Below are 18774 nucleotides of genomic sequence, written 5' to 3' on the forward strand. Positions count from 1 at the left end.
GTGCTGCCGTCCCGTAGGGACGTGCGGGGTGGCGGTCGGGCGCGGGTGGCAGACTTCTATAGTGACCGAAGCCGGGGGTGGAAAATTCCGCGATCCCCCGGTACGGAAGGAACGATCATGACTGCGGTGCGTGAAGCACTTCCGGAGGGCCGATACGGGCGCTCCGCGGACGAGCGCGCGGACCGCAAGCTCAGGATCATCGGCGCGATGCTGGGCGTCGCACTGCTCGGCGTGGTCGGCTGGATCGGTTACGACTACGTGGCGGGCCAGAAGATCAGCGCCGAGGTGATCAAGTTCAAGATTGTCTCGGCCGAGCGGGTCGACGTCCACCTGGAGGTCCGCAAGGACCGGGACGCGAAGGGCTACTGCACGCTCCGCTCGCAGCGCGTGGACGGCGACGACGTGGCCCGGAAGGACATCCGGTTCGACGACCGCTCCGACCGGATCGACCGGATCGTCTCGTTGCGTACGACGTCACGGGCGACCAGCGTGGAATTGCTGGGCTGCACCGCCGACGGCGGGGCGTCGCGTTGACCGGCACGGACCGGCTCCGACCTGCGGCTATCGTCCCTGACCTGCGTTGACGCGGTCGTAGCGGTTTACCTTCTCCCCCTTTTCCTGCGGAATTGTTAGGCTCGTGGTTTCGCCCACCCGTGGAGGCACATGCTTCTGGGTAGGGCGATGCTTTGTATTCCCAGTATCGACGCTTGTATTTCCAGTACCGACTAGGAGCACCTGTGACCCAGACCAGCGAAAACGTCACCTGGCTCACGCAGGAGGCGTACAACCAGCTCAAGGCCGAGCTGGAGTACCTGTCTGGTCCCGCGCGCACGGAGATCGCCGTAAAGATCGCGGCGGCCCGTGAGGAGGGTGACCTCCGGGAGAACGGCGGGTACCACGCGGCCAAGGAGGAGCAGGGCAAGATGGAGTTGCGGGTGCGCCAGCTCACCCAGCTCCTGGAGCATGCGAAGGTCGGCGAGGCCCCCGCCGACGACGGCGTGGTCGAGCCCGGCATGGTCGTCACCATCGCGTTCGACGGCGATCCCGACGACACCATGACGTTCCTGCTCGCCTCCCGCGAGTACGCGAGCGCGGACATCGAGACGTACTCCCCGCAGTCTCCGCTCGGTTCCGGCGTGAACGGCAAGAAGATGGGTGAGGACGCCGAGTACGAGCTGCCGAACGGCAAGAAGGCCTCGGTGAAGATCCTCGAGGCGAAGCCGTACACGGGCTGACCCGCCACATCTGCAGCAGCAAGGAGCCCCGGCCGCGTGACGGCCGGGGCTTCTTGCTGCACTCAGGCGGCCGCCGAGCGGTACTTGCGGACCGCCAGCGTCCGGAAGACCGCGATGATCAGCACGGACCAGATCAGCGAGGCCCAGACGGGGTGCTGCATGGGCCAGGCGTCGGACGGTGAGACGCCCGGGTTCCCGAAGAGCTCGCGGCAGGCCTGCACGGTCGCGCTGAACGGGTTCCATTCGGCGATCGGCTGGAGCCAGCTCGCCATGTTCTCGGTGGGCACGAAGGCGTTCGAGATGAACGTGACCGGGAAGAGCCAGATGAGGCCGCCCGAGGTGGCCGCTTCGGGGGTGCGGACCGAGAGACCGATCAGTGCCCCGATCCAGGAGAAGGCGTAGCCCAGCAGGAGCAGCAGCGCGAAGCCGCCGAGCACCTTGCCTGCGTTCTCCTGGGTGCGCCAGCCGACCAGCAGGGCGACGACCGCGAGGACGACCAGGGTGAGCGTCGTCTGGACGAGGTCGGCGAGCGTACGTCCGGTGAGCACCGCACCGCGTGCCATGGGCAGCGAGCGGAACCGGTCGATGAGGCCCTTGTGCATGTCGTCCGCGATACCGGCGCCGGCACCGGCGGTGGCGAAGGTCACGGTCTGGGCGAAGATGCCGGCCATCAGGAAGTTGCGGTACTCGGCAGGGCTGGTGGAACCGCCGATCATCATCGAGCCGCCGAAGACGTAGCTGAACAGCACCACGAACATGATCGGCTGGATCAGCCCGAAGATCACCATCTCGGGGATCCGGGTCATCCGGATCAGGTTGCGCCGGGCAACGACGAGGGAGTCGCGGACCGAGCGGCCCAGGGAACCGCCGGGGCGGGGGGCCGCGACGTGCAGCGTTTCCGTCGTGGCAGTCACTTCGCGGCCTCCTGTCCGGCCTTCCGGCCGGTCTGCGCCCCGCGTCCGCGGGGGACGGTCCCGTTGTCGTCCGTCTCCGTCAGCTCGGCCACATGGCCGGTGAGCGAGAGGAACACGTCGTCGAGGGTCGGGCGGCGCAGGCCGATGTCGTCGATCTCGACCCCTCGGGTGTCGAGATCCCGGATGATCTCGGCGAGCAGTTTGGCGCCCCCGGAGACCGGGACGGTCAGTTTGCGGGTGTGCTGGGTGAGGGTGACCTCGCCCTTGCCCAGGTGGGCCAGGACGGCCCGGGCCGGGTCGATCTGGTCGGGCTGGTGGACGACGACCTCGACGCGCTCACCGCCGGTCTGGGCCTTGAGCTCGTCGGAGGTGCCGCGGGCGATGACGAGGCCGTGGTCGATGACGCAGATGTCGTGCGCCAGGCGGTCGGCCTCCTCCAGGTACTGGGTGGTCAGCAGGAGCGTCGTGCCGCCTGCGACGAGTTCCTCGATGACCTCCCACAGCTGCTGCCGGTTGCGCGGGTCGAGGCCGGTCGTCGGCTCGTCCATGAACATCACCGGCGGGGAGACGACGAGCGCCGCCGCCAGGTCGAGGCGGCGGCGCATCCCTCCGGAGTACGTCTTCGTCGGCCGGTCGGCCGCGTCGGCGAGGTTGAAGCGTTCCAGCAGCTGCCCCGCCCGGGCCTTCGCGTCGCGCCGGCTCATCTGGTAGAGCTGACCGACCATCTGCAGGTTCTCGCGGCCGGTCAGGTACTCGTCGACCGCGGCGAACTGGCCGGAGAGCCCGATCGAGCGGCGGACGTCGTCGGGTCTCTTCAGTACGTCGATGCCCGCCACGACCGCCCTGCCGCTGTCCGGCCGGAGCAGAGTCGTCAGGACACGTACGGCGGTCGTCTTGCCTGCCCCGTTGGGGCCGAGGAGGCCCAGGACCGTGCCTTCCGGCACGTCGAGATCAACACCACCGAGTGCTCGTACATCGCCGAAGGTCTTCACCAGACCTTCGGCATGGATGGCGCCTGGCATACGGATTCCCCCAGAGCGTTCGGGTGACTTCCCTCACAGATCCTAGGATTGTGCGCCTTGCGCCGCCCGGTGAACGCGCACACCGAGGGGCCCGCGTGTCAGACCGTCACCTCGTACCCCGCCTGCCGCAGCGCCGTGGTGACCTCCTCGCAGTGGACCGGCCCCTTGGTCTCCAGGTGCAGCTCGACCTCCACCTCGGTGAGCCCGAGCCGCGGATCGGTCCGTACATGGCCGATGTCGAGGACGTTGGCGTCCGCGACGGACAACGAGGCGAGCAGGGTGGCCAGCGCGCCCGGGCGGTCGGTGAGCCGCACCCGCAGGCTCAGGTAGCGGCCCGCCGACGCCATGCCGTGGGTCAGGATGCGCTGCATCAGCAGCGGGTCCACATTGCCGCCCGACAGCAGCGCGACCACCGGTCCCCGGAACGACCGGGGGTCGCTCAGAAGCGCGGCGACGGGGCTCGCCCCGGCCGGCTCCACCACGAGTTTCGCCCGCTCCAGGCAGAGCAGCAGTGCGCTGGACAGCTCGGCCTCGGAGACCGTGCGGACCTCGTCGACCAGCTCCTGGACGAGCCCGAACGGCACGTCGCCGGGGCGCCCCACCTTGATGCCGTCCGCCATCGTCTGCAGCCCGTCGATGGCCACCGGGTGGCCGGCCGCCAGGGAGGGCGGGTAGCAGGCCGCGCCCGCCGCCTGGACGCCGACGATCCGCACGTCGGGCCGGACGGCCTTCACCGCGACGGCGATGCCCGCGGCAAGACCGCCGCCGCCGATCCCGACGACGATCGTGCGGACCTCGGGGCACTGTTCGAGGATCTCCAGGCCGACGGTGCCCTGACCGGCGATGATGTCCGGGTGGTCGAAGGGGTGGATGAAGACCGCACCGGTCTCCTGGGCGTACTCCTGGGCGGCGGCGAGCGTCTCGTCCACGACCTGGCCGTGCAGCCTGACCTCCGCGCCGTACTCGCGGGTCGCGGCGACCTTCGGCAGCGGCGCCCCGACCGGCATGAAGACCGTTGCCCGTACGCCCAGCAGCGCAGAGGCGAGTGCGACACCCTGCGCATGATTTCCGGCGCTCGCGGCGACGACCCCGGCCGCCCGCTCCACCGGGGACAGTCCGGCGATCCGTACGTACGCGCCGCGCAGCTTGAACGAACCGGTCCGCTGCAGGTTCTCGCATTTGAAGTGGACCGGCGCGCCGACCAGCTCCGACAGATGGCGGCTGCCCTCCATCGCGGTCATCCGGGCCACACCGGAGAGCATCTTCTGCGCGCCCCGGACATCGTCGAGGATCACTGGGGGAAACGGGTGGGGCGTACGGAAGTTCATGACCGCAAGTCTCGCAGCCGGCCGCAGTGCGGGACGCCGCCGCGGCGACGTCCTGCGTCGTTGTCCGCAGGTTTGTGCGGCACTGGTACGCGTTGCCCCGGGGCCGCGTACTCTGTCCCCCACCCATCCGACACCGCACGAAGAGAGCCCCCGGCCATGCCCCCTCAGGACATGACGACAGCTGCGTCTCCTTCCGGGGGCGCCACCCCCGATTTCCCGGGTCCCGACCCCCTCCTCGATGCTCTGCAGCACCAGGTGGCCGTGTTCGCCCGCCGTGCCGAGCAGACCCGCCTCGGCGGTGTCGGCCAGGTCCGCAATTCCATGGACCGGGCCGCTTATCTGCTGCTCAACCGGTTGGACCGGGAAGGCCCGATGGGCGTCAAGGCGCTGGCCGCGGGGATGGGGATCGACTCCTCGACCGTGACCCGCCAGGTCGCGCCGCTCGTCGACACCGGTCTGGTCAAGCGCACGTCGCACCCGGAGGACGGCCGCGCGGTCGTGCTCCAGCTGTCGCCGCGCGGGCAGGCCCGGCTCGACGAGGTGCGGGCATCGCGGCGGGAGCTGATGTCGCAGGTGACGCAGGACTGGACGGCGGAGGAGCGGGACATGTTCTGCACTCTGCTGACGCGATTCAACGCGTCGCTGGCCGCACGGCAGACGCATCAGCCGACGACCAGCTGACCCGGGCGGAGCGCCGGGCGGCGCCTCGGGGGTGGCATTCGCTCGGTCCGACCTCTTGACCAGGGGTGGTCGGCGGCGCTGCCATGTGGGGATGCGAGAGCGGCAGGCGGGTCCTCAGCGGCGCCGCGCCCAGGAGTTCGAGGCCTTTGTGGCGGGCGCGGGCGGCCGCCTGCTGCACACTGCCACGCTGCTCACCGCCGAACCCTCACAGCCGCCCGGGAGCAACGAACGGGCGCTGCGCCTGCTGACCGACGCGCTGGCGCGTACATACGCGGACTGGGACCGGCTGCACGGCGAGGATCCGTACAACCGCACCCGGCAGGAGCTGGCCTCCCGGTTCGCCCGGGAGGCATGGCGCCACCACCGGCCGCGCGGCGGCCTGCTGGACCCGCTGGCCCCGAAAGCGCGGCTGGTCCTCGTACTGCGGCTGTACGAGGGTGTCGCGGAGGAGCAGACCGCCGCGCTGCTGGGGCTTCCGGTGGACCGGGTCCGGGCGATCTGCAACCGCTCGGTGGCCACCATGGGTGACCCCCGGGGGCCCACCCCGCGGCGCCGGACCAGGCGCTGGACCATGGGGCCGCTGGGGGCCGCGCCGTGAAGCGCCCCGGCCGCAGGGAGGACCACGTCCGGCGGATGCTGGACGGGCCGCATCCGCAGGTCCCCGCCGGTCTGACGGAGCGGGCGGCGGAGCGCGGCGGCCGCATGCTGCGCCGCCACCGGGCGGCCCGCGCGCTGGCGCTGACGGTGCTGTTCCTGGCGGTGGCCGCGTTCATGGTGTGGGCGGTGGTCACCGAACCGTGGCAGGTGCCGCCCGCAGAGACGACACCACCCCTGGAAGGCTGGTGAGCCCGGATTCGCACGGAAACACCCTGGACCGCCACGCCGGGCGGGCAGCGAGTCGGCCCGCCCGGCGCCTCGGGGTCACCATCCGTCCCAGGACGGAACGTTCTAGCCGAGCGCCTGCGTCAGGTCGGCCATCAGGTCGTCCGCCGACTCGATGCCGACGGACAGCCGGACCAGGTCGGCCGGCACCTCCAGCGCCGAGCCCGCCACCGAGGCGTGGGTCATCCGGCCCGGGTGCTCCACCAGGGACTCGACGCCGCCGAGGGACTCGCCGAGCGTGAACAGCTTCGCCCGGTTGCAGACCTCGACCGCCGCCTCCTCGCCGCCCTCGACGCGGAACGACACCATGCCGCCGAACGCCTTCATCTGCTTGGCGGCGATCTCGTGCCCCGGGTGCTCCGGCAGCCCCGGATAGAGGACCTGGGTCACCTTGGGGTGCCGGGTCAGCAGCTCGGCGACCTTGGCGGCATTCTCGCTGTGCCGGTCCATCCGGACCGGCAGCGTCTTGATGCCACGCAGCACCAGCCAGGAGTCGAACGGTCCGGCGACCGCCCCCATCGCGTTCTGGTGGTACGCCAGTTCCTCGCCGAGCCCCGCGTCCGCGGCGATCAGCGCACCGCCGACGACGTCCGAGTGGCCGCCCATGTACTTGGTCAGCGAGTGCACGACGACGTCCGCGCCGAGCGCGATCGGCTGCTGCAGATAGGGGCTGGCGAAGGTGTTGTCGACGACCAGCCGGGCACCCGCGGTGCGGGCCACGTCCGCGACGGCCGCGATGTCGGTGATGCCGAGCAGCGGGTTGGACGGCGTCTCCACCCAGATGACCTTCGTACGGTCGTTGACCGCGGCCCGGACCGCCGCCGGGTCGGAGGTGTCCGCGACGGAGAAGTCGACGCCCCACCGCTTGACCACCTTGGCGAAGAGCCGGAAGGTGCCGCCGTACGCGTCGTTCGGGATGACGACATGCGCCCCGGGGTACAGCAGCGTACGCAGCAGGCAGTCCTCCGCCGCGAGCCCGGACGCGAAGGCGAGACCGCGGCGGCCGCCCTCGACGGCCGCGAGATTCTCCTCCAGTGCGGTGCGCGTCGGGTTGGCGCTACGGCTGTACTCGTAGCCGCCGCGGAGCCCGCCGACGCCGTCCTGCTTGTACGTGGACACCTGATAGATGGGCGGAACAACGGCACCGGTGAGGGGGTCGGCAGCGTTGCCCGCGTGGATCGCGAGGGTCTCGAAGCTGTGCTGGTCGCTCATGGGGCCCGAGCGTAGTTCGTCACAGGGGTGATCCACGGCCACTGCGCCGTCCGGTGACAATGGGCGTATGGAGATTCTCTGGTTCCTCATCGCGCTGTGCATGCTCGCCGCGGTGATCGGCCCCTTCGTGCTGCGCCGCAGGTCCGGCATCCACCAGGTCGCGCCCGGCTCCCCGGACGCCGCCGACCCCGACACGTACGGCTTCGTACGCCAGGAGGAACTGGACGTCCGGATGCCGGGCCCCGATCAGGATCTCCTCGATGTCCTCGATGTCGTGCAGCGCACCCAGGACTGGCGCGCGGCCTCGCAGTTGCTGGCCGGGACGCCGAAGGAGAGCGAGGTGCGGTGGCAGCGGGTGCAGGCGTTCGCCGGCGCCGCGTCGCTCGAGCTGATGCAGGCCCCGGGTGCCGGTGGTGCGTGGCTGCGGTCGTGGCGGGCCGAGTCGCCGAAGGACGCGGGCGGTGCGGCCGTGCATGCCGAATTCCTGGTCCAGCAGGCGTGGCGGTCCTCCACCGCGGGGACGGACGACTTCCGGATCATTCTGGAGGAGGCCCGTACGGTCTGCGGCGAGGCGGCCCTGCTGGCGCCCGGTGATCCGGTCCCGTACATCGTCGAACTGGCCGTCGCCCGCGGACTCGGCTACTCCCACGAGGAGTTCGACCAGCTCTGGGTGAAGATCATCGACCGGGCCCCGGCACACATGGGTGCGCACATCGCGGCGCTGCACTTCTGGTGCGAGAAGTGGCACGGCTCCCGCGAGGAGGCCGACCGCTTCGCCGTTTCGGCGGCCGCCCGCGCCCCGCAGGGCTCGCTGCTGGCCGCGCTGCCGCTGTTCGCGGTGTACGAGCATCTGCCCGAGGTCAATCTCGTCAGCGGCTTCTACGAGAGCCTGGTGTTGACGAAGGCGGTCGAGGGCGCGCTGTTCGCGGTGCACGCCGCGCGTCCCGACGATCCGATGCTCGCCCATGTCCGGCATCTGCTGGTGCTGTTCCTGGTGCGGATGGAGCGCTGGTCGGAGGCGATGAACCAACTCGTCCACATCGACGGGCATGTGGGCGCGCTGCCGTGGACGCAGAGTTCCGACCCGGCCGCCGAGTACACGGTGTACCGGGCGCTCGCGGTCGCCGGGTACGAGGCGAACGGCGGCAGTCCCGCGACGCTGCCGAGGTAGCCGCGGGGCGGCTCCGTGCCTGTTCAGCGCCTGTACGGTGATTGTTCCGCCGCTGGTTCCGGACTGCTCACGGACCACGTTGCCGCGCGCGCTGACCGCCGCACTCGACGGGATCGACGCGGGTGCGCTGTGGCAGATCGCCGACCGCCTCCCCAAGTCCGACGAGGCCGGCACCGCGACCGGCCGCGCGGCCCGCGAGTTCGCAAGACCTCGGCTGCGGGCGGGACTGCTGCAACTGGCCGGCGGCGAGCTGGTACGGCAGGGGCAGGCCCGCTGGCAGCTCTCCTGGACCGACTCCGCGACACTGAAGCTGCCTGAAGGGTACGAGGAGACCCTCCCGGCGGCGCCGGATGCGGCGGTGGAGGATGTTCCGGACACGGAACCGCTGCGCAAACTGCTCGCCGCCTAGGGCCACTCCCTTCCCCTATCCCTTCTCCCCTCCCCCGAGCTCACCTCTCTGGATTGGACCGGACCCCCCCGTGGCACGACTGATACCCCTGCTGGTGATCGCTCTCGGCGTGTACTTCTGGCTGAAGGCGCGGAAGAAGACGTCGGAATTCGTGGAAGGCACATCCGGCGCCGCCCCCTCGGCGCCCCGCGCGCGCCGGAGCCGGAAGTCCGGCCCGGCGAGGGCCGCCGCGGAGCTCGGCCTCGTACCGGCCGACGAGCTCGACACCGCGCATGCTGCCGCCCCTGACCCGCGCGAAGAGGAGATACGCGCCACCGTCCGGTCCGGGAACTGGCAGGCGGGCGCCGACTTCCTCGCCGAGGCGGGCCGGGACTGGCAGGAGCGCTACCGGCGGGCCGGCGTCCTCCAGGACGAGGCCGCGGCCGACGACACCTGGCTGCTGGCCTGGCGCACCGCGCAGCCCAAGGACGCGGGAGCGGCCTTCGTGCATGCCGGCGCGCTGATCAGCGTCGCCGCGGACATCCGTGGCGCGAAACAGGCGAAGTACACCACGCAGGAGCAGTTCGCCGGCTTCCACCGGATGATGGCCCAGGCCAGGGAGGCCTGCCACGAGGCCCAGGAGCTGGCCGGAGACGACCCGTGCCCGTACATCGCCGAGATCTCCTGCGCTCTCGGTCTCGGCTACGGGCACGACGACTTCCGCACTCTGTGGGCCGAGATCGAGAAGCGCGACGCCCACCACCTCGCGGCTCACACTTCGGCGCTCCAGTACTGGTGCCGCAAGTGGTGCGGCTCGCACGAGCTGGCCGACCACTTCGCGCGCGAGGCCGCGCAGAAGGGCAGCCCCGGCCGGCTGCTCTCCCTCCTCCCGCTCTACGCCGCGTTCGAGCAGGAGTCGGCGGAGCAGGATCTGGACCCGGACGTGTTCTACAAGAGCCCCGAGCTGATCGCCGCGGTCGACGCCTGCCTGATCGACGTGGCAGCTGCCGCGGCGGCCGACCCCGAGGACCGGCGGATCGTCCGGGTCCGCCATCTGCTCGCCTGGCTGCTGTACTGGCAGGACCGGTACGACGCGGCGCTGGAGCAGTACCGCGCGATCGACGGCTACATCGACAGCGCCCCGTGGACGTACTCCGGGGACCCGAAGGCGCGCTACGTCCAGTCCCGCGACTTCTGCGCCGCGCAGGTCCTGGCCGCGGGCGGGAACTGACCGGTACGCGGTGGGGGCGCCGGCATCCCCGGCGCCCCCACCGCGTTGTGAAGCGGCCCCCCGGAGCAGCCCCCTCGGTACGCAGTCCCGACGTCCCGGACGGCCCGAGCGCCCGACGCCGGGTTGCCTCTCGCGGTCAGCCCTCCGCGCGGGCGGGCAGCCGCCATCCCGGGCGCGGGAAATGGCAGGTGTAACCCTCCGGGTAACGCTCCAGGTAGTCCTGGTGCTCGGGCTCGGCCTCCCAGAAGGGGCCGACCGGCTCGACCTCGGTGACGACCTTGCCCGGCCACAGTCCGGAGGCGTCCACATCCGCGATCGTGTCCTCGGCGATCCGCTTCTGTTCGTCATCCACGTAGTAGATCGCCGAGCGGTAGCTGAGGCCGATGTCGTTGCCCTGACGGTTCTTGGTGCTCGGGTCGTGGATCTGGAAGAACAACTCCAGGATCGCGCGGAAGTCGGTCCGCTCGGGGTCGAAAAGGATCTCGATGGCCTCCGCGTGCGTGCCATGGTTACGGTACGTCGCGTTCGGCACGTCACCGCCGGTGTATCCGACCCGAGTCGCCGTCACGCCCGGGACTCGGCGGATCAGGTCCTGCATCCCCCAGAAGCATCCGCCCGCCAGCACGGCCCTCTGCGTCTGCGCCGCCATTGCAGCCCTCCAATATGTGTCAGCTCAGTCACTCGGGCTGCTCGGTTCACACACCACCGGCATCCCCTACCCACTTGCTCCAACGCGCGAGGGTTCCGAGCGATTCCGTGCCCGCCCGACCGGCCCCGCGGTCGTCGGCCACCGGCGCGGACCGGACCGGTACGCTCGCAGACGTGGACGCCGAGGGGGCACCGATGCGCGATTACCGCACGGACGACAGGGGGATTCCTGCCCTGACCGGGCGCCCCTGGTGGGCGGCCAACGAAGGCCTGGCGTTCGTACTGGAGTTGGCGGCGCTGGTCTGTCTGTCCTGGTGGGGCTTCCACACCGGTGGCGACAACACGACCCTGAAACTGCTGCCGGCCTTCGCGATCCCCGTGCTCGCCATCACCCTGTGGGGGCTGTTCGCCGCGCCACGCGCCCGGATCCGGCTGCCGCTGGCGGGCGTGCTCGCGGTCAAGGCCGTGGTGCTGGGCGGCGGCGCCTTCGGGCTGTATCGGGTCGGCCACCCGGCGGGCGCGGTGGCGCTCGCCGTCGTGATCATCGCGAACACCGCACTGGCGGAGACCTTCCGGCACAAGCCGGCGCCCGGGAAGCAGCACCCTCGGCCTCGGGCGGATGAAGCGGCGGAACGCGACGGATGAGCGGGGAGGTGTCGCGTTCGCGCGCGGGGCCGATCTGCGGACCGTACGGGCTCCGGACCGGCCGTCGTCAGCTGATGACCGGCGGGGCCGCCGCCCGCATCGCGGCCGCGGTCGCGGACGCGTCGTACTCCGGTCCGACGCCCTCGACGAGCACCACGTCGCCCGCCATGTTCCGGGTCCGTAGCGGCAGCAGCTCCTGGTAGGCGGCCGACTCGTACCAGCCGCGGGCGGCCGCCAGGTCGGGGAATCCGATGATGACGAGCGCACCCGGCCAGTCGCCCTCGACGACCTCGACCTGCGTGCCATGGACGAGGAACCGGCCGCCGAACGGGTCCATGGTCGACTGGATGCGTTCGATGTACGTGAGAACCTCCTCGCCGGGGTGGGCGGCGGGGTGCAGGTGGCCTATGGCGTATGCGGTCATGGTGTCGCCCTCCGGATCTGCGTGCTGCGGTGGTTCCGTCAGCCGGTGTGCACCATGCTGCCCGCGGGCGTACGGACCGTCGATTACCTCCGAGGTAGGGGCTCAGTCGTTGATGCCCAGGTCCTCCCGCATCAGCTTCCGCATGGTGTCGAGGTGCGGGTCCGCCGCCTTGAGCTTCTCCAGGGTCCTCTCGACGCTCTCGCCGTCGCGGGATAGGCCGCGGTCCAGGCGTTTGATGGCCGCGTCACCGTTCGCGAGGACCCGGTTGAGGTCGCGGGACGCCTGCAGGATGCGCTCGGGGACGATCATCTGCGCCTCGGCGTAGCGGTCGCGGTGGTCGAGGCGTGCCTCTTCGAGCTGGGCGCGTTCCTGCTCCGTGTAAACGCGGTCCCTGATCCGGTGGAGGGCGTCCTTGAGGAGGGTGTGGAACTGCCGGGAGGCCCGGTTCATGGCCGTGTACTGGGCGCGTCGTTCCTCGAACTTCCGCCGGGCGTCGGCCAGTTCGGCCTCCTCGCCACGCTGCCGCGCGGTCAGCCGCTGGGCGAGTATCGGGGCGAACAGGGTGCCCAGCACGCCGACGACTGCGGTGATCATGGCGGTGATGGCAGCGGTCATGGGTGTGAGATTAGTGCGATGAACGGACGGGGGCGCGGGGTGGCGGCGACGGAGTCGACTCCGTCGCCGCCACCCCGCGCAGGGGAGGCCGGTGGGGCCTACGTTCAGGCCGCCGCGTTCTCCGTGACCGTGACGCGGCCCTTGCGGATGGTCGCCAGCCGCGGCGCCCTGCGGGCGATCGCGCTGTCGTGGGTGACCATGATGAAGGTCAGCCCGTGCTCCTTCCACATCGTCTCCAGCACCTCCATGACCTCGTCGCGCATGGACTCGTCGAGGTTGCCGGTCGGCTCGTCCGCGAGCAGCACCTTGGGCCGCTTGACCAGGGCCCGTGCGATCGCCACGCGCTGCTGCTGGCCACCGGACATCTCGCCGGGGAGGTGTCCGAGCCGCTCACCGAGTCCGACGGATTCCAGTGCCTCCGCGGCCCGCGCGCGTCGCTCCGACGCCTTGCCCCCGAGCGGGACGAGCGCCGTTTCGACGTTCTCCTGCGCAGTCAGCGTCGGGATGAGGTTGAAGCTCTGGAAGACGAAGCCGATGTTCTGCGCGCGCACCTTGGTGAGCTTGGCCTCGCTGAGCTTCGCGAGGTCCACACCGTCGAGTTCGACGCTGCCGCTCGTGGGCCGGTCGAGGCCGCCGAGCATCTGCAGCAGTGTGGACTTGCCGCCGCCCGTGGGGCCCTGGATGACGAGCCGGCCGCCGTCCTCGATGGTCAGATCGACACCGGCGAGCGCATTGACGGTGGACTTGCCGCGGGTATAGCGCTTGGTGACGTCTCTGAGGGTGTACATGGGTCAACTCCTGCTGGAACAGAGGGGGTGGGACGCCCGGGCGGGCTATTCGACGCGGCGCAGCGCATCCGCGGGACGCAGCCGGGAGGCCCGCCAGCCGCCGAAGGCACCCGCGATCAGCCCGCCCGCCACGGCCAGCGCGACGGCGATCAGGATGATGGAGAGGGAGACCGGTGCGGTCAGCGCGATGTCGAGGGACTTGGCCGCGGCCTGCCGGCCGGGTCCTGCCATGGCGGGGCCGCCGAGCATGCCGCCACCACCACCGCCGCCGCCCGAGCCGCCGAGCTGCGCGGTGAGCGTGGGACTGATCGCGGTCACGACGTACGCACCGGCGAGACCGACCGCGATGCCGAGGACGCCGCCCATCAGACCGTTGACGAGGGCCTCGCCGACGACCTGGCGGGTGACCCGGCCGCTCTTCCAGCCGAGCGCCTTCAGCGTGCCGAACTCCCGCACCCGGCGGCTGACCGCGGAGGAGGTGAGCAGCCCGGCCACCAGGAAGGCGGCGATGAGGACGGCGATCGACAGCCACTTGCCGACGCTGGAGGCCAGGTCGGACGCGGTGGACAGGGAGCCGGAGACCGTGTCGGCGAGGTCTGCGGAGGTGGTGACCGTCGTGCCCGAGATGTTCTTCTGGATGGCGGACTTGACGTGGTCGATCTGCTGCGAGTCCGCGGCCTTGACGTAGACCGTGGTGACCTTGTTCTTGGAGTCGGCGAGGGTCTGCGCCTGCTTCAGCGGGATGTAGAGGTTGGCGGCCGCGTCGCCGCTGTCCGCCGTCGAGACACCGACGATCTTGTACTTGGTCCCGGAGACGGTCACGGTCTTGCCGACCGCGAGCTTCTTCTCCTTGGCGTACGAGGCGTCGACGACCGCGACCTTCGCGTCGGTCTCGGTGGCCTTGAACGTACGGCCCTTGGTGATCTTCGACGAGGTCAGCGGGCCGAGGTCCTGCTTGGTGACGTCGGTCCCGTACACGGTGTACGAGTTGACGTCGAACGAGGCGCCGCCACCCCTGACTTCACCCTGCGGCTGCGTGCTGCCGCCCCGGCCCCCGGGGCCGGCCGTGCCACCGGTCCCGTTCTGCTTGAACTCGCCGCGCTTGAACTGGCCGTCCACCTTCAGGACGGTCAGGCTGAGTCCGCCGACGGCGTCCGCGACGCCGTCCTGCGTGCCGACCTTGTCGACGGTGGTGGCGGACAGGGTCTGGAAGCCCTGGACCATGACCCGGTCCGAACTCTGCTTGGCGTCGTCGTCGTTGTCCTTGGCGTCGAACTCGAACCGGGGCCGCTGGGTGCCGGAGCCCGACGCGGCGGCGGCCTTGGTGACCGTCATGTCCGTGCCGAGGCCGTACAGCGATTCCAGGACCTTGTCCTGGGCCTTGCTCATGCCGGAGGAGACCGAACTGACGATGATGACCAGCGCAATACCGAGGGCGAGCCCCGAGGCGACGACCAGCGCCGCCTTTCTGCGGCGGCGCAGCTCGCGCCGGAGATAGGTGAAGAACATGGCGCGAGGCTATGAACCGGTCGTGATGGCGAGTTAAGGCCGGCATGAGATCCCGATGAGAACGGCCACGAACGCCACAGGGCGGTGGCACCGGGGGATCCGGGTGCCACCGCCCTGTGTACGTACGGGACTTCGGGGTCAGGAAGTTGCCGCGTGAACCTCCCGCGGGTTCAGGCCGCGGAGTCCGCCTGCCATTCGGCCCAGCTCAGGTTCCAGCCGTTGAGGCCGTTGTCGGGCGTGATGGTCTTGTCGGGGGAGTTCTTGACGATGACCACGTCGCCGACCATGGAGTTGTTGTAGAACCAGGCGGCGGGCTGGTTGGCGTCGCCCGCACCCTTCACATCGGCGAGGCCGACACAGCCGTGGCTGGTGTTGGCGCTGCCGAAGACCGACGGCGCACCCCAGTAGTTGCCGTGGATGAAGGTGCCCGACTGGGACAGCCGCATGGCGTGCGGCACGTCCTTGATGTCGTACTCGCCCTTGCCGTCGTCGTCGGTGAAGCCGACCGTCGCACCGTTCATCCGGGTCTCCTTGAACTTCTCGGAGATGACCATCTGACCGTTGTACGTCGGGTTGTCGGGGGAACCGGCAGAGATCGGGATCGTCTTGATCGTCTTGCCGTCCTGGGTGACGGTCATGGTGTGCGTCGACGCGTCGACCGTCGAGACCTGGTTGCGGCCGACCTTGAAGGTGACCGTCTTCTGCTGCACACCGTAGACGCCGTCCGCACCCTCGACGCCGTCGAGCGCCAGCTTCAGCGTGACGGTGGAGCCGCCCGTCCAGTACTGCTCGGGACGCAGGTCGAGACGCTGCGAGTTGAACCAGTGGCCGACGACCTGCTGGCCGCTGCTGGACGTCACGGTGATTCCGGCCTGGACGGCCTTCCGGTCCGTGATCGGCTTGTTGAAGTTGATCGAGACCGGCATGCCGACGCCGACCGTGGAGCCGTCCTCGGGGGTGAAGTTCCCGATGAAGCTGTTGGCGGGCGACACGGTGGTGAACGACGCGTTCTCGTGCGCCTCGCGGCCCTTGGTGTCCTCGGCCGTCGCGTTGATCTTGTACGTGGTCGAGCGCTCGAGCTGTGCGTTCGGCTGCCAGCTGGTGCCGTCGGCGGCCAGGGTGCCCGGGACGCTCGCGCCGGCCGACGTGGTCATGGTGACCTGGGTCAGCTTGCCCTTGGTGACGGTGACCTTCGCGGCGTTGTTGATGCTGGCGTTGGTCGCGCCGTTCTTCGGCGCGATCGCTATCTGCGCCTGGGACGCGTCCTCGGCCGCCGCCTTGTCGACTGCCGCCGCCTGAGACTTCTTCGAGCTCTCGTCGCCGCCCGAGCTCGTACCTTCGCTGCAGGCAGTGAGCACGAGTACGCCGCCGAGCAGGGCGGACGCGGCCATCAGGCCCTTGCGCCGCTTGCTGTCCGTCATCACACGCTTCTCCATCGTTGCCGAATCCCCCATAACCCCGAGCGGAACCGTATCGAGACCGATTCCCATCGATGCCGGAACCGTCGTGAGACGGATCCCCATCAATGTTCCAAGAACACCTGGCGGGGGCCCTCCGTTCCACATCCGCCTCAGATGTGGGGAACACCACTCATCGACGCAGCCGTGGCACCTGTGGTTCCAGGGACCGGCACTCACCGGCCCCGGGACGCCGGAAGCGGGCCGGGGCCGGTGCCTACCTCACCCGCTACGGCGCGACGTCGTCCCCCTCCTCCCCGCCGTCACGCTCGTCGTCGAGGTCCCAGTCGCCCGGGTCCTCGGGGTCGTAGTCGACGATCTCGCTGCTCCAGGACGCCTGGGCCAGCTCGACCCCCGGCACCTCGCCGACGAGATCGAACGGGTCCACGAGGGAGGCGAGGGCCTCCGCCCCGTCTTCCCGTACCGCGGACTCGGCCTGCATGCGTTCCTCGGCGTACTCGCCGTCCGGCTCGCCGTACTCGGCCGCGAGGCTCTCCAGCGCGGTGCCGCTGAGGGCCTCCGCGTCGGTGATCTCCAGCACCATGTCCACGCGAAGGCGAACAAACCGTGATGTCTCAGAAGTGCTCATGTGACGGAGCGTAGAGCTACCGGCAGTCACGACTTTCCTGCGACCCGCTGCTTTCATTAGCATCGGCGCACACGGCTAACTCATGGCTTCCACAAGGGGGATCGAATCCGTGGCCATAGCTCGTCGCCCACTCCTGACCGCCACCGCCGCAGGCACACTGCTGTGCGCTCTGTGGTTCGTCCCCTCGGCGAATGCGACGGACGACGCGGCCGGCGGCGCGCCGAGCAGACCTGCCGGCGCGAGCACCGAGGACGAGGCGGCCGGGCCGGCACTGGCCGAAACCGGCACCGGGGTCGACACCACTGCCTATCTGATCGGTGGCGCCGCGTTCCTGGGAATCGGCGCGGGCTTGGTCGCGTACTCCACACGCCGCACCGCCGCGTTGTCCTCGATCGCCGGACGGGCCTGAAATTCCGGCCCGTCCGGCGATGGGGAACGAAGCGCGCAGACCCTTCCTAGGCGAGCGCCCCGGTCACCGGCTGCACGGCCGCGACCAGCTTCCCGCCCCGCACGAACGCCTCCGCCGCAGCCAGATCGGGCGACAGGAAGCGGTCCGGTCCCGGTCCCTCGACCCCCGCCGCCCGCAGCGCCTCGATGGCGGCCAGGGACGCGGGCGCCGGGGTGAGCCCCTGGCCGGCGCGCAGTTCTATGGCGCGGGTCGCCGCGTACAGCTCGACGGCGACGATCCGGCCGAGGTTCTCGACGGCGGTACGGAGCTTGCGCGCCGCCGACCAGCCCATGGAGACGTGGTCCTCCTGCATCGCGGAGGACGGGATCGAGTCCGCCGACGCCGGGACCGCGAGCCGCTTCATCTCGCTGACCAGGGCGGCCTGCGTGTACTGGGCGATCATCAGACCCGAGTCGACACCGGCGTCGTCGGCGAGGAACGGCGGCAGGCCGTGCGAACGGTTCTTGTCCAGCAGCCGGTCCGTGCGGCGCTCGGTGATCGAGCCGAGGTCGGCGGCGACGATCGCCAGGAAGTCGAGCACGTACGCCACCGGGGCGCCGTGGAAGTTTCCGTTGGACTCGACCCGGCCGTCCGGGAGGACGACGGGGTTGTCGACGGCGGAGGCCAGCTCACGGTCGGCGACGATCCCGGCGTACGCGAGGGTGTCGCGCCCGGCGCCGTTGACCTGGGGCGCGCAGCGCACGGAGTAGGCGTCCTGGACACGCGGCGCGTCGTCCTGGTGGTGGCCGGTCAGGCCTGAACCGGCAAGCACCCGCAGCATGTTGTCGGCGCTCGCGCCCTGGCCCGGGTGCGGCCGGATGGCGTGCAGTTCCGGGGCGAGGACCTTGTCCGTGCCGAGCAGCGCCTCCAGGCTGAGCGCGGCGGTGATGTCGGCGGAGGTGTAGAGGCTGCGCAGGTCGGCGAGGGCCATCACGAGCATGCCGAGCATGCCGTCCGTGCCGTTGAGGAGGGCGAGGCCCTCCTTCTCGCGCAGTTCGACGGGGGTGATGCCGTGCGCGGCGAGCAGCTCGCCGGCCGGGCGCACGATGCCGTCGGGGCCCTCCGCGTCACCCTCGCCCATCAGCGCCAGGGCGCAGTGCGAGAGCGGCGCCAGGTCGCCGGAGCAGCCGAGCGAACCGTACTCGTGCACGACGGGGGTGATGCCGGCGTTCAGTACGTCGGCCATGGTCTGCGCGACCTCGGGGCGTACGCCGGTGCGGCCCGAGCAGACCGTCTTCAGGCGCAGGAACATCAGCGCCCGTACGACCTCGCGCTCGACGCGCGGGCCCATGCCGGCCGCGTGCGAGCGGACGATGTTGCGCTGGAGCTGGGCCCGCAGCTCGGGGCTGATGTGGCGGGTGGCGAGTGCGCCGAAGCCGGTGGAGACGCCGTAGACCGGCTCGGGCTTGGCGGCCAGCGCGTCCACGATCTCGCGGGCGGCGGCAAGCGCGCTCACGGCGTCTGCGGAGAGCTCGACGCGGGCACCCGCGCGGGCCACGGCGATGACGTCCTCTGCGGTGGTACCGGACGTCCCCACCACGACTGTGTGCATATCCATATTCAGAAGCGTACGGATTGAATCCCTTC

Annotated in this window: 22 protein-coding genes; 10 read left to right on the forward strand and 12 right to left on the reverse strand. The window is 70.5% G+C overall.

Going from position 1 to position 18774, the window contains the following annotated elements; all coding sequences use genetic code 11:
• Positions 1–117 precede the first annotated feature (117 nt).
• Together OHB49_RS17105 and greA are read left to right on the forward strand one after the other, a co-directional pair.
• Positions 118–534 (forward strand): DUF4307 domain-containing protein, encoded by a 417-nt coding sequence (locus tag OHB49_RS17105; protein ID WP_030969224.1) that lies wholly within the window; start codon positions 118–120, stop codon positions 532–534.
• 203 nt (positions 535–737) lie between these two features.
• Positions 738–1235 carry a transcription elongation factor GreA gene (greA, locus tag OHB49_RS17110; protein ID WP_030914765.1) on the forward strand — a complete coding sequence of 166 codons (498 nt, stop codon included), beginning with the start codon at positions 738–740 and terminating at the stop codon, positions 1233–1235.
• Between the two features lie 62 nt (positions 1236–1297).
• Here greA and OHB49_RS17115 read toward each other — a convergent pair whose 3' ends face one another.
• The 3 genes from OHB49_RS17115 to ilvA form a co-directional block, all read right to left on the reverse strand.
• On the reverse strand, positions 1298–2149 hold the full coding sequence (locus OHB49_RS17115) for an ABC transporter permease (RefSeq protein ID WP_030969222.1): 852 nt from the start codon (positions 2147–2149) through the stop codon (positions 1298–1300).
• The gene (locus OHB49_RS17120; RefSeq protein ID WP_329161288.1) at positions 2146–3171 is read right to left on the reverse strand and encodes an ATP-binding cassette domain-containing protein; all 1026 of its coding nucleotides are present in this window, start codon (positions 3169–3171) and stop codon (positions 2146–2148) included. Before OHB49_RS17120 ends, OHB49_RS17115 begins: the two co-directional genes overlap by 4 nt.
• A gap of 98 nt (positions 3172–3269) precedes the next feature.
• Positions 3270–4499: a threonine ammonia-lyase gene (gene ilvA / locus OHB49_RS17125; protein WP_030969217.1), complete on the reverse strand. Its 1230-nt coding sequence runs from the start codon at positions 4497–4499 to the stop codon at positions 3270–3272.
• Between the two features lie 156 nt (positions 4500–4655).
• On the opposite strand from ilvA, the gene OHB49_RS17130 reads away from it, so the two are divergent.
• From OHB49_RS17130 to OHB49_RS17140, 3 genes are all read left to right on the forward strand, one after another.
• Positions 4656–5180, forward strand: coding sequence for a MarR family winged helix-turn-helix transcriptional regulator (locus tag OHB49_RS17130; RefSeq protein ID WP_329161290.1), 525 nt, complete (start codon positions 4656–4658; stop codon positions 5178–5180).
• A gap of 91 nt (positions 5181–5271) precedes the next feature.
• Positions 5272–5778: an RNA polymerase gene (locus tag OHB49_RS17135; RefSeq protein WP_052189379.1), complete on the forward strand. Its 507-nt coding sequence runs from the start codon at positions 5272–5274 to the stop codon at positions 5776–5778.
• A gap of 35 nt (positions 5779–5813) precedes the next feature.
• Positions 5814–6026 (forward strand): hypothetical protein, encoded by a 213-nt coding sequence (locus tag OHB49_RS17140; RefSeq protein ID WP_052189325.1) that lies wholly within the window; start codon positions 5814–5816, stop codon positions 6024–6026.
• A 102-nt stretch (positions 6027–6128) separates the two neighbouring features.
• Here OHB49_RS17140 and OHB49_RS17145 read toward each other — a convergent pair whose 3' ends face one another.
• On the reverse strand, positions 6129–7274 hold the full coding sequence (locus OHB49_RS17145) for a cystathionine gamma-synthase (RefSeq protein ID WP_030969209.1): 1146 nt from the start codon (positions 7272–7274) through the stop codon (positions 6129–6131).
• Between the two features lie 67 nt (positions 7275–7341).
• Here OHB49_RS17145 and OHB49_RS17150 point away from each other — a divergent pair, with 67 nt between their 5' ends.
• The 3 genes from OHB49_RS17150 to OHB49_RS17160 all read left to right on the forward strand — a co-directional run bounded on the left by OHB49_RS17150 (position 7342) and on the right by OHB49_RS17160 (position 10064).
• Complete coding sequence (locus OHB49_RS17150) at positions 7342–8445, forward strand: hypothetical protein (RefSeq protein ID WP_329161297.1); 1104 nt, start codon at positions 7342–7344, stop codon at positions 8443–8445.
• 37 nt (positions 8446–8482) lie between these two features.
• Complete coding sequence (locus OHB49_RS17155; protein ID WP_329161299.1) at positions 8483–8854, forward strand: hypothetical protein; 372 nt, start codon at positions 8483–8485, stop codon at positions 8852–8854.
• A gap of 70 nt (positions 8855–8924) precedes the next feature.
• Positions 8925–10064: a hypothetical protein gene (locus tag OHB49_RS17160; protein ID WP_329161301.1), complete on the forward strand. Its 1140-nt coding sequence runs from the start codon at positions 8925–8927 to the stop codon at positions 10062–10064.
• A 136-nt stretch (positions 10065–10200) separates the two neighbouring features.
• Here OHB49_RS17160 and msrA read toward each other — a convergent pair whose 3' ends face one another.
• Positions 10201–10713: a peptide-methionine (S)-S-oxide reductase MsrA gene (msrA, locus tag OHB49_RS17165; protein ID WP_030969202.1), complete on the reverse strand. Its 513-nt coding sequence runs from the start codon at positions 10711–10713 to the stop codon at positions 10201–10203.
• Positions 10714–10946: 233 nt separating this feature from the next.
• Here msrA and OHB49_RS17170 point away from each other — a divergent pair, with 233 nt between their 5' ends.
• A complete protein-coding gene (locus OHB49_RS17170) occupies positions 10947–11357 on the forward strand; it encodes a YrdB family protein (RefSeq protein ID WP_329166512.1) in 411 nt (136 codons plus the stop codon).
• Between the two features lie 67 nt (positions 11358–11424).
• Here the strand turns inward: OHB49_RS17170 and OHB49_RS17175 are convergent, their stop codons facing one another.
• The 6 genes from OHB49_RS17175 to OHB49_RS17200 form a co-directional block, all read right to left on the reverse strand.
• Positions 11425–11781 (reverse strand): DUF1330 domain-containing protein, encoded by a 357-nt coding sequence (locus OHB49_RS17175; RefSeq protein ID WP_030969198.1) that lies wholly within the window; start codon positions 11779–11781, stop codon positions 11425–11427.
• A 102-nt stretch (positions 11782–11883) separates the two neighbouring features.
• A complete protein-coding gene (locus tag OHB49_RS17180; protein ID WP_329161302.1) occupies positions 11884–12396 on the reverse strand; it encodes a hypothetical protein in 513 nt (170 codons plus the stop codon).
• Between the two features lie 104 nt (positions 12397–12500).
• Entirely contained in the window at positions 12501–13184 is a 684-nt protein-coding gene (locus OHB49_RS17185; RefSeq protein ID WP_030969195.1) for an ABC transporter ATP-binding protein, read from the reverse strand.
• Positions 13185–13229: 45 nt separating this feature from the next.
• Positions 13230–14693 carry an ABC transporter permease gene (locus OHB49_RS17190; protein ID WP_329161304.1) on the reverse strand — a complete coding sequence of 488 codons (1464 nt, stop codon included), beginning with the start codon at positions 14691–14693 and terminating at the stop codon, positions 13230–13232.
• Between the two features lie 170 nt (positions 14694–14863).
• Positions 14864–16129 (reverse strand): L,D-transpeptidase, encoded by a 1266-nt coding sequence (locus OHB49_RS17195; protein ID WP_329161306.1) that lies wholly within the window; start codon positions 16127–16129, stop codon positions 14864–14866.
• A 250-nt stretch (positions 16130–16379) separates the two neighbouring features.
• Positions 16380–16739 (reverse strand): hypothetical protein, encoded by a 360-nt coding sequence (locus tag OHB49_RS17200; RefSeq protein ID WP_078852601.1) that lies wholly within the window; start codon positions 16737–16739, stop codon positions 16380–16382.
• A gap of 109 nt (positions 16740–16848) precedes the next feature.
• Here OHB49_RS17200 and OHB49_RS17205 point away from each other — a divergent pair, with 109 nt between their 5' ends.
• Positions 16849–17148 carry an LPXTG cell wall anchor domain-containing protein gene (locus tag OHB49_RS17205; protein WP_030969188.1) on the forward strand — a complete coding sequence of 100 codons (300 nt, stop codon included), beginning with the start codon at positions 16849–16851 and terminating at the stop codon, positions 17146–17148.
• A gap of 46 nt (positions 17149–17194) precedes the next feature.
• On the opposite strand, the gene hutH is transcribed toward OHB49_RS17205, so the two are convergent.
• On the reverse strand, positions 17195–18745 hold the full coding sequence (gene hutH, locus OHB49_RS17210) for a histidine ammonia-lyase (RefSeq protein WP_329161309.1): 1551 nt from the start codon (positions 18743–18745) through the stop codon (positions 17195–17197).
• Positions 18746–18774 lie beyond the last annotated feature (29 nt).

The organism is Streptomyces sp. NBC_01717 (assembly GCF_036248255.1).
Classification (GTDB): Bacteria; Actinomycetota; Actinomycetes; order Streptomycetales; family Streptomycetaceae; genus Streptomyces.